This window comes from uncultured Senegalimassilia sp. (assembly GCF_934636665.1).
Lineage (GTDB): Bacteria > Actinomycetota > Coriobacteriia > Coriobacteriales > Eggerthellaceae > Senegalimassilia.
On record NZ_CAKUAT010000008.1, the window covers coordinates 96,890 to 106,612 of the forward strand.

Annotated in this window: 5 protein-coding genes; 4 read left to right on the top strand and 1 reads right to left on the bottom strand. The window is 60.4% G+C overall.

Going from position 1 to position 9,723, the window contains the following annotated elements:
• Positions 1–241: 241 nt before the first annotated feature.
• Together Q0G75_RS04790 and Q0G75_RS04795 are read left to right on the top strand one after the other, a co-directional pair.
• Complete coding sequence (locus Q0G75_RS04790; protein ID WP_294415650.1) at positions 242–2,404, top strand: transglycosylase domain-containing protein; 2,163 nt, start codon at positions 242–244, stop codon at positions 2,402–2,404.
• Between the two features lie 35 nt (positions 2,405–2,439).
• The gene (locus Q0G75_RS04795; RefSeq protein WP_294415649.1) at positions 2,440–2,949 is read left to right on the top strand and encodes a hypothetical protein; all 510 of its coding nucleotides are present in this window, start codon (positions 2,440–2,442) and stop codon (positions 2,947–2,949) included.
• 221 nt (positions 2,950–3,170) lie between these two features.
• Here the strand turns inward: Q0G75_RS04795 and Q0G75_RS04800 are convergent, their stop codons facing one another.
• Positions 3,171–5,372, bottom strand: coding sequence for a transglycosylase domain-containing protein (locus tag Q0G75_RS04800; protein ID WP_294415647.1), 2,202 nt, complete (start codon positions 5,370–5,372; stop codon positions 3,171–3,173).
• Between the two features lie 142 nt (positions 5,373–5,514).
• On the opposite strand from Q0G75_RS04800, the gene Q0G75_RS04805 reads away from it, so the two are divergent.
• Positions 5,515–8,031 carry a U32 family peptidase gene (locus Q0G75_RS04805; protein ID WP_294415644.1) on the top strand — a complete coding sequence of 839 codons (2,517 nt, stop codon included), beginning with the start codon at positions 5,515–5,517 and terminating at the stop codon, positions 8,029–8,031.
• A gap of 48 nt (positions 8,032–8,079) precedes the next feature.
• Positions 8,080–9,291 (top strand): tyrosine--tRNA ligase, encoded by a 1,212-nt coding sequence (gene tyrS / locus Q0G75_RS04810; RefSeq protein WP_294361509.1) that lies wholly within the window; start codon positions 8,080–8,082, stop codon positions 9,289–9,291.
• The last annotated feature ends 432 nt before the right edge of the window (positions 9,292–9,723 follow it).

Below are 9,723 nucleotides of genomic sequence, written 5' to 3' on the forward strand. Positions count from 1 at the left end.
CCAAGGGAATGACAGTCGATTCCTTGGCCGCCCTTGGCTTTTTTGCTACGAACTTGTGTGCTTTGAAAACCCTATTTCCCCCGATGGTACAATTACCCAAGTTTCTTGGAGGTGGTTCGTGGCTTCTCGTTCGATAAAGAACAGGCCGAGCATTAAGAAAAAGCGTCCTTTTGTCGGCCTGCTTGCATTTCTCAGTATCATCGCGGCTATTTGCCTCGCCGGTTGCATAGGCGTTTTCGTCTTGGGCGATTCCTGGATCGGCGACCTGAAAACCTATGATGTCTCGGAAGTATCCGAGCTGAATTCGTCTGCGCCGACTACGGTGCTTGCATCCGATGAGAACACGCAGCTTGCGCGTTTCCAGGTGGAAAACCGCGAGCCGGTGGAGCTGAGCGGCATCAGCAAGTACGTGATGCAGGGCACTGTGGCAACGGAGGACGAGCGATTCTACGACCATGGCGGCTTTGACCTGGTCGGCATCGCACGTGCCGCGTTCGTCACGCTTACGGGGTCTGGTCGCGAAGGCGCTTCCACCATTACGCAGCAGTTCGTGCGCAACACGGTGCTCGCCGACGAGATGAACGATATCTCGCTTAAGCGCAAGGTCCGCGAGATGTACCTTTCCGTCAAAATCGAGGAGATGTACTCGAAAAACGACATCCTTCTCATGTACCTGAACACCGTGAATTACGGTTCGGGTGCTTATGGTATCCAGGCGGCTTCTCAGCGATATTTCTCCAAGGATGCAACCGATTTGACGCTGGCGGAAGCGGCGGCGCTTGTCGGCATTCCCCAATCGCCTACGTATAACAACCCTATCGATTATCCGGACAATTGCTATGCGCGTCGTAATCTGGTCCTCGATCGCATGCTGACGAACGGCTATATCACTCAGGAAGAGCACGACTCCGCAAAAGCCCAGGATCTGGTGCTCAATCCTTCCGTGCCCTCTTCGGATGGCATCGAGAAGTACCCGTACTTCACCAGTTACGTCAAAAACGTGCTTTCCGACCAGTACTCCCAGCTCGATGTATTCAAGGGCGGGCTAACCGTCGTCACCACCCTTGACGTTGACACCCAAGAGGCCGCAGAGGATGCCGTCCGCACGAAGGAAGAAGGCCTGAGCGATGCGATCAGCGGTTCGCTCGTGGCAATCGATCCTTCCACGGGTTTCATCCGTGCATTGGTCGGCGGTAAGGATTGGGACACGCAAAAGACCAACCTGGCAACCGGCGAGGGAACCAACGGCGGCCGTCCTTGCGGTTCGTCCTTCAAGACGTTCACGCTGATCGCGGCTTTGGAAGAGGGCATCGACCCGCAAACCATGGTGGATTGCTCTTCGCCTTCGGTGATCCCCGATACCGGATACGATAGCTCCAATCCGCTGCAGAACATCAACAATATCAACTACGGAACCCGCAGCATCGCGCGTGCGTTCGCCGTGTCGTCCAACACCGGTTTCGTGCGACTGCAAATGGCGTTGGGAACCCAAAAGGTCATCGATGCCGCGAAGAAGATGGGAATCACCTCCACGCTCAACGCTAATCCGTCGCTGACGCTTGGCCAGTCCAACGTCACTATGCTCGACATGGCGGATGCGTATGCCTGCATCGCCAATGGCGGCACGAAGTACGATGCGCAGCCCATCCTGAAGATTTACGACAAGAACAACAACCTTATCGTGGATAACAGCCATCCGTCGGGGACGCAGGTCATCTCCGCCGAAGTAGCCCACGCGGCAACCGAGGTCATGAAGGGCGTCGTGAACACCTCCGAAGGCACTGGCACGCTGGCCAAGCTCGATAACGGCCAGGAAGTGGCGGCGAAGACGGGTACTTCCAGCGAGTACCATGACATCACGTTCTGCGGTATCACGCCGCAGCTGTCCGTCGCCATCTGGTTCGGCGATCCGTCCAACCAGGAAACTATTCCCACCGACGTTAGCGCGGCGGACGTGTTCAAGAAGTTCATGACGGCGGCGCTGTACGGCAAGCAAACCGAAACGTTCCCTCAGGCTTCGAACCCCACGTACAAGGCGTTCTCGAATGCCACGTACCATATCGGGACGACGTCTTCCAGCTCGTCCTCCAACAGCACGAACTCCGCTGGAAACTCGAGCGCTAACCAAAACGACAGTTCCACCGGCTCTAGCAACAGCCAGTACGGCACGGCTAATGGCAACTCCAATAGTTACGGTACCGGCAGCACAAACGGGAACGCCTCAGGCGGCACGGCCTCCGGTAACGGCAGTGCAACCGGCGGCGCAACGACCGGCGGCGCAACGGGAGGCGGCACCGGGTCGGCAACCGGCGGTACGACCGGCGGAGGCGGCGCCGGGTCGGCAACCGGAGAGGGCGCAGCTTCCGGGGGCGCATCCGCCGGCGGCGGTGCGGCAACCCAGTAAGATATGGTTTGGCAACAGGTAGAACAGGACCGGAAATGGCTCACACGATGATAAAACTGACGGCAACGGTTTGCGCTGCGGCGTTGAGCGTTGCCGTGCTAGGCGGCTGCATGCCCCAGCAGCAAACCTCTGCGGCATCGCAGGCGCAGTCTGACAACCGTGCCTATATGACGCAGGTCAATCAAACCATGGAAACGCTGCAAACCCGTTTGAACGGTTTTTCGGATGCCGTGTCCCGTGGCGATGTGGTCACCATGCGCACTCAGGCGGACAACGCCTTTAAAGCCCTCGATGAGCTTGATAGCCAAGAGGCGCCCGATGCCCTCAAAGACGTGAAGCAGTGCTATGTCGACGGCAGCGAGCAGCTGGAAAACGCCTTGAACGCCTATATTGAGCTGTACACGGAAATCGACTGCGCAACGGATGCGCAGCCGTTCGATTGGTCTACGTACGACCAGCGCCTTGCTGATATTCAAGCCGCTTACAACAGCGGTATCGAAAAGCTGCAGGAAGGCGACAAAACCGCCGCTGATCTTCCGCAATAAGGCCTTCTAGAAGATAATGCCGTCATCGAGCCTAAGGCCGATGACGGCAAGACGAAAACGAGGACGACCCCCGCGACACCGTTTCGCGGGGGTCGTCCTCGTTTTCGTAGCGTTTGGGTATTCCGGCATCTAACGCTTCTTCGCCAAGCTGCTTGCGAAGTTCCTTGGCGAAACTCGGCTTGTGCTGACCGCGCCGCGCAACCAAACGGCGATTGGATTTGCTAGTTGGTTTTCGGGCCGGTGGATAGCACGACCACCACCATGCCGTCGCTGGCAATATATTGCCTGATCACGCTATCCTTCGGCACAGTGCTCGAGTATTCCGTCACCGAGCCGGCCTTCCAATCTTTCAGCAGCTCTTTCGCTTCTTCAAGCGTTTTGCCCGTGGCGTCCGGCGGCGTTTTCGAGCTTGCTGCGTTGCCAACCTGCGATGAGGCTGCGGTTTGCGAACCTGAGGTTATCGTCGTGGGCGTCTGCTTCTCGGAAGGTTTCTCCTCCTCAGCGCCAAGCGCTGCTTTCTGCTTCTCGTTGAAGGCATTGTTGTAGCTGGGGGCTTTCGTCTCGGGGAATTGCTCGACCGCCTTATCCGCGCATGCGCGGTCCATGAAGTCCTTCCACAGGGCGTTGCAGTTCAGCTGCGTGTCCGTGGCTATGCTTCCGGCAGGATTGCCGATCCAGGTTGCCACCGAAAGCGATGGGGTGTACCCGACCAGCCAATGGTCGGCGAAATCGGTCGAAGTGCCCGTTTTGCCCGCAACGGGCTGGCCGTTGCCAAGCTTCGCGGTTTGCGCCGTGCCATCAGACGCCTCGAAGACCTGTCGAAGCACTTTAGTGGTCGCGCCGGCAACTTCTTCGCTTATCACGCGTTTCGAGGTGTCATCGGCCTTGTAGATGATGTTGCCGTCCTTGTCTTCGATTTCCGTGATCACAACCGGCTCACGCTTGGTGCCGCCGCTTGCAAGCGTTGCATAGGCGCTGGCCATATCGAGCGGAGTCACGCTGGCTACGCCCAACGTTGTGGTGTACACCGTGCTCATCGGCGACTCGACGCCCAGTCGTTCGGCCATCTCTGTCGTTGCGGCTTGCCCGATTTCCTCGGAAAGTCGCAAGTACCCCGTATTCGCCGAAACAGCTGTGGCGCTCTGGATGGTGCGCACCCCGTAATCGATGTTGTCGAAGTTTTCGAATGTCTGCTCCCTGCCGTCGACCTCCTTGGTCATAGGGGAGGAGCAGTTGATGCGCGTTTGAGGCGAGATTCCCTTTTCTATAGCTGCCGCAAGCGTGAACGCCTTGAACGTCGATCCCGCTTGGCGGCCTCCGCCGCCCGCTCCTGTGGCGATGTTCACCTGGCTGATATCGTAGTCGCCACCGCCGACCATGGCTTCGACATAGCCCGTTGCGGGGTCGATGGCAACTAGGGATGCATCAAGGTCTCCGCTCATGCGGGCTCGCTGCGCGGCGCATGCCGCCTCCGCGTCATCTTGCAAGGAGGGGTTCAAGGTGGTGCGGATGGTCAGCCCGCCTTCGAACAGGCTGGCATACGAGCATCCGAAGGGATTGTCCTCCTCCATAAGGAGGTTGCGCACATAGCTGGTGAAATACGGGTATGCGTAAATGCCGTCCTCCGGAACCTCCGGAGCGGGATCGAGGTTCAGCGGCTCGGCCTGCGCGGCGTCGCACTGTTCTTGGGTGATATCGCCGGCGGACAGCATGCGCTCAAGGACAAGGTTGCGGCGCTCCAGCGCTGCGTCGGGATACGTTTTCGGATTCAGGAACGTCGGCGACTGCGGAATGCCGGCCAAGGTGGCGGCTTGCGTAAGGCTCAAATCGGCAGCATCGGTTTGGAAATAGTTTTGCGCAGCTGCCTGTATGCCGTAGCAGCCATCGCCGTAGTTCACGGTGTTCAAGTACATCATAAGCAGCTCGTCTTTGCTGTACTGCTTCTCAAGATCCATGGCCAACTGCGCCTCGCGCACCTTGCGCTCGATCGATATCTCGTTGGCCTCTTGGGTGAGCACCGTGTTGCGCACAAGCTGCTGCGTGATGGTGGATGCGCCTTCCAGGCTGCCTCCGGCAAGGTTGTTGACGAATGCGCGCGCAATGCCCGGGAGGTCAACCCCTCCATGTTGGTAGAAGCGCACGTCCTCGGTGTCCACTGTGGCTTGTTTCGCGAGGTCGCTGACCTGGTCTGATTCAACGGGATCGCGCTTTTCCAGCTGGAATTCCGCCAACACCGTGGAGCCGTCGGCGGCATACATCACCGATTCCCGTGCGTGGTTGGTGAAGTCAGTGTCCTCGATGGGTGGAAGGTCGTCGCACCAGCCGTCCATTACCCGCAGGGCGCCCTTGACGCCCCAGTAGCCCGTGAAACACAGGCATGCAACGATAACCAGCAAAAGCCAGGCGGCGGCATGGGTGCGCATTTCACGCTGTTTTCGTCTGAGTTTCATTGTTCGATTATACTACCGTGGCTTTTTTCTTATGCTGTTGCAACTGGAATTAACAAGGCGGCTTCTGCCGCGTGGAACTTGCAGCTGTCTTCTCTACTCAATGGGGGTTGAATATATGGATCAAGAAGTGGAGCTTCTGGCGCCGGCTGGCGGCATCGCGGCGTTCCATGCCGCTGTGCGTGGCGGCGCCGATGCGGTTTACCTGGGCCTTCAATCGTTCAACGCGCGACGTGGCGCCGACAATTTCACCATCGATACGTTCGCCGACGCTTGCGCTTTCGCGCATCTGCGCGGCGTGAACGTCTACGTTACGCTCAACACGGCCATTCTGCCCGGCGAGGTCGACAGCGCCATGGAAACGGCGCGCCAGGCATATCGCGCCGGCGCCGATGCGTTCATCGTGCAAGATATCGGCATCGCCTCCGAGCTTTCGCGAACGTTGCCGCAGGCGCGCTTGCATATCTCCACGCAAATGAACACGCACAACGAGGCGGGTATGCAAGCCGCTGCCCAGCTCGGGGCAGCGCGTGTGACGCTCGCGCGCGAGCTGTCGCTGCCCGAGATCGAGCATTTGGCGAAGGTCGGCGATGAGCTGGGCCTGGAAATCGAGACGTTCGCCCACGGTGCGTTGTGTGTGTGCTATTCGGGCCAGTGCTTCATGTCCTCGCTCATCGGCGGGCGCTCGGCCAATCGCGGCTTGTGCGCGCAAGCGTGCCGCCTGCCGTACGCATTGCATAACGTGGCGAAGAGCAAGCCGCTCCCGGCACCGGGCGACCACCTGCTGTCTCCGCAGGATCTGTGCAGCATCGACCTGCTTCCTGATTTGGTACGCGCCGGTGTGGCGTCCCTGAAAATCGAAGGCCGCATGAAGTCGCCCGAATATGTCTATGCTGTAACCAGCGCTTATCGCGCCGCGCTCGACCGCGTTCTCGTGGCGCGCGACGCCGCGCGCGAAAGCGGTGCGCAGGATTGGGCCGCTCCGGGAGGAACGGAGCAGGAGCACGCCCAGCTTGCCGAGGCATTCTCCCGTGGCTTCACTACCGCATACCTGGAGGGCAAACGCGGAAACGAGATCATGAGCTACGGCCGTCCGAACAACCGCGGCGTGTTCGTCGGACGTGTGGCGTCTGTCAAGAACGGAAAGGCTGCCGTGGCATGCGAGCGCCCCATCGTTGCGGGCGACGTGCTCGAGTTTTGGACGAACAAAGGCCATTTCGCCTACACCGTTTCCCAGGTGGATACCGATCGCAATGGCAATCTGCTGCTTGCGCCGGAGCGTGCGGTGGGGAAGGGCGATCGCGTGTTCCGTGTGCGCAGCGCTGAGGCTGCGTTCGTCGATGACGACCGCCTGCCGCGCATCCAGGTGCAGGGTCGCGCGCGTCTGCGCATCGGGCAGCCGCTTCGCATCGAGTTTTGCCTGGCCGACAACCCCGCCGACCCGCGCGCGCTGCGCGGCGCCCGCAAGCGCTTTGCCGAGGGCGCGCTGCCCGTTGGGGCTGCCGAGGGCCAGCAAATCGAACCCGCACGCACCAAGGCGGTTAGCGAAGATGACGTCCGTGCCCATATCGACAGGTTGGGGCAGACTCCATTTTCCCTGGTGAACCTTGATATCGACATGGATGAGGGCGTGGGAATCGGCTTCTCGCAGCTGCATCATGTGCGCGCAGAGGCGCTCGACTCCCTTGAGAAAGCTCTGCTCGAAGGCACGTTCCAGCGCCCGTTGCCGCGCGTGGAGGTGGGAAGCCGTATGCTTCCGGCGCATGCCGGCGGCGTCCATATCGCGGTGCTGGCCACCAACCCGGCCTGCGCTCGGGCGGCAAAGCGCGCCGGCGCCGACGAGGTGTACGTTCCCGCGGTCAACCTGGCGCATGGCCAGGCCACCATCGCCGGCCAGCTTTCGGAAACCGCCGAGCAGGCAAGCTATCCGAAGGCATGCGCCGTCGTGCTGCCCGTCGCCGACCATGATGACTGCGAGCTCACGCGCGAGCATGCATGCGGCTTCGACGCCTGGCGCAGCGTTCACGCTGATCAGCCGGTTATGGCCGAAAGCCTTGGGCAGCTCGTCCGTGCTCGCGATATGGGCGCTTGCGTAGAGGTGGGTCCGCACCTGCCTATCACCAATGCGCTCGCCCTGCAAACCGCGGCGCGCCTTGGCGCGAAGCGGGTCTGGCTCTCGCCCGAGCTCAACCTGGCCCAAATCTCCGATTTGGCGAAGGAAAGCCCCGTCGAGCTCGGCCTTACCGTCATCGGGCGTCAGGAGCTCATGACCACGGAGCACTGCATGCTCATGAGCCAGGGTCCCTGCGCTCAGGAGTGCGCAACGTGTGCGCGCCGCAAAAGCCCGCATTTCCTGAAGGATCGCAAGGGTTACGACTTCCCGGTGATATCCGATCAGCTCGGTCGCAGCCATCTTTATAACAGCGTGCAGCTTGATGTCGCGCATGCCGCCCCCGATATCGTTCAGGCTGGCATCACCTGGCTTCTGGTGGACAGCACGCTTATGAACGTGCAAGAAACCACTCAGGCAGTGCAGCGAGTCGTCCGTGCTCGCAATGTGGCGCACGCCCAGGGCGCGGCGCTGCCGAAAGAGCCCGGCTGCACCAGCGGGCACCTGTTCCGCGGCGTGCAATAAGCTGCATGTGCTAGAATCCCGAAGATACTCGTTTAGAAAGAGGAAACCATGCTGTCCGCAGAAGAACAACTGCACATCATCGCATCGGGCGCTGCGCAAATCGTGCCCGAAAGCGGCCTGCTCGAGAAGCTCAAGCGCGGCAAGCCGCTCAACATCAAGCTCGGCGTCGACCCCACCAGCCCCGACCTGCATCTGGGCCATGCGGTTCCGCTGCGCAAGATGCGCCAGTTCCAGGACCTGGGCCATAACGTCACGCTCATCATCGGCAACGGCACGGCGCTCATCGGCGACCCGTCGGGCAAGAACACCACCCGCCCGCAGCTCTCCCAGGAGCAGGTGCAGGCCAACGCCGAAACCTACGTCGCCCAGGCTATGAAGATCCTGGACCCCGAGAAAACGAAGATCGTCTACAACGCCGATTGGATCTTGTCGCTGAATCTCAAGGACCTCCTCGGCCTTATGAGCAAGTTCACCGTCGCCCGCATCCTCGAGCGCGATGACTTCACGAAGCGCTACCAGTCCCAAACGCCCATCGCCATGCATGAGTTCCTGTATCCCATCATGCAGGCATATGACTCGGTCATGGTGAAGGCGGACGTCGAAATGGGCGGCACCGACCAGCTGTTCAACCTTCTGGCCGGCCGCGACCTCATGGAGAAGATGGACATGGAGCCGCAGATCGCGCTTACCATGCCGCTGCTCGAGGGCACCGACGGCGTGCGCAAGATGTCGAAAAGCTACGGCAACTACGTGGGCCTCACCGATGACGCTAACGATATGTTCGGCAAGGTCATGTCCATCCCCGATGAGCTCATGATCAAGTACTATCGCCTGGCATCCACGTTGTCCGTTGCCGAAATCGATCAGCTTGAGGCCGACCTGAAGGCGGACAAGCTGCATCCCAACAAGGTCAAGCGCGCATTGGCTCGCAACATCGTCGCCGCCTATCACGATGAGGCTGCGGCCGAGCAGGCGGAAGCCGACTTCGACCTGAAGTTCAAGGACCACGGCTTCCCGGAGGACGCGCCCACGTTCCAGGCCGACCTCACCCCGGGCGAGGACGGCACCGTATACTTCGCCAAGCTGCTGGTGAATGCCGGCGCAGCGCAAAGCGTTTCCGACGCACGACGTCTCATCGACGGCGGCGGCGTCAAGCTCAACGGCGAGGCGCTCGAGCCCAAGTCCTACAACTTGGAGCCCGCCCGTCTCGAGGGCGCGCAGATCCAGGTCGGCAAGAAGAAGTTCCTGCGCCTGGTCTAGCTGCAACGCTAGAAGTTGTAACTATATATAGCGAATCGAACGGAGGGGGTCGAAGATCGGCCCTCTCCGTTTGCGTATAGGGATGAGACGCCCACGATGTGTTGGCCTCATTATTCTGGCGAATGTAAACGGCACCAGCCTGGATTCGCCCCGCGTCGCCCAGCGCTCTGCCCTCGGTAGTTGCGATTGCCGCTATGCCGAGCGGCGCACCCCGCCTCGGGGCGCTCCCCATCAATGTACAGGGAAGGGCGCAAAGCGCCCGAATCCCCTCATAGCCCCAAGGGGCCGCAACACCCCCCTCGAACCCCTCCCGGACCCCATATGTGTGCAGAATGTGAAGATGACGCCTATCGCAAAATAGTTCTGGACACGGCCCGGGGAGGCGCGTATTATTCAATCTTGCGCCAAGCACGAAAGCGCTTGAGCGAAAGC

Coding starts and splice junctions, on each gene's coding strand:
- tyrS (WP_294361509.1), top strand. CDS start 8,080: ATGCTGTCCGCAGAAGAACAACTGCACATCATCGCATCGGGCGCTGCG.
- Q0G75_RS04800 (WP_294415647.1), bottom strand. CDS start 5,372: ATGCGCACCCATGCCGCCGCCTGGCTTTTGCTGGTTATCGTTGCATGC.
- Q0G75_RS04795 (WP_294415649.1), top strand. CDS start 2,440: ATGGCTCACACGATGATAAAACTGACGGCAACGGTTTGCGCTGCGGCG.
- Q0G75_RS04805 (WP_294415644.1), top strand. CDS start 5,515: ATGGATCAAGAAGTGGAGCTTCTGGCGCCGGCTGGCGGCATCGCGGCG.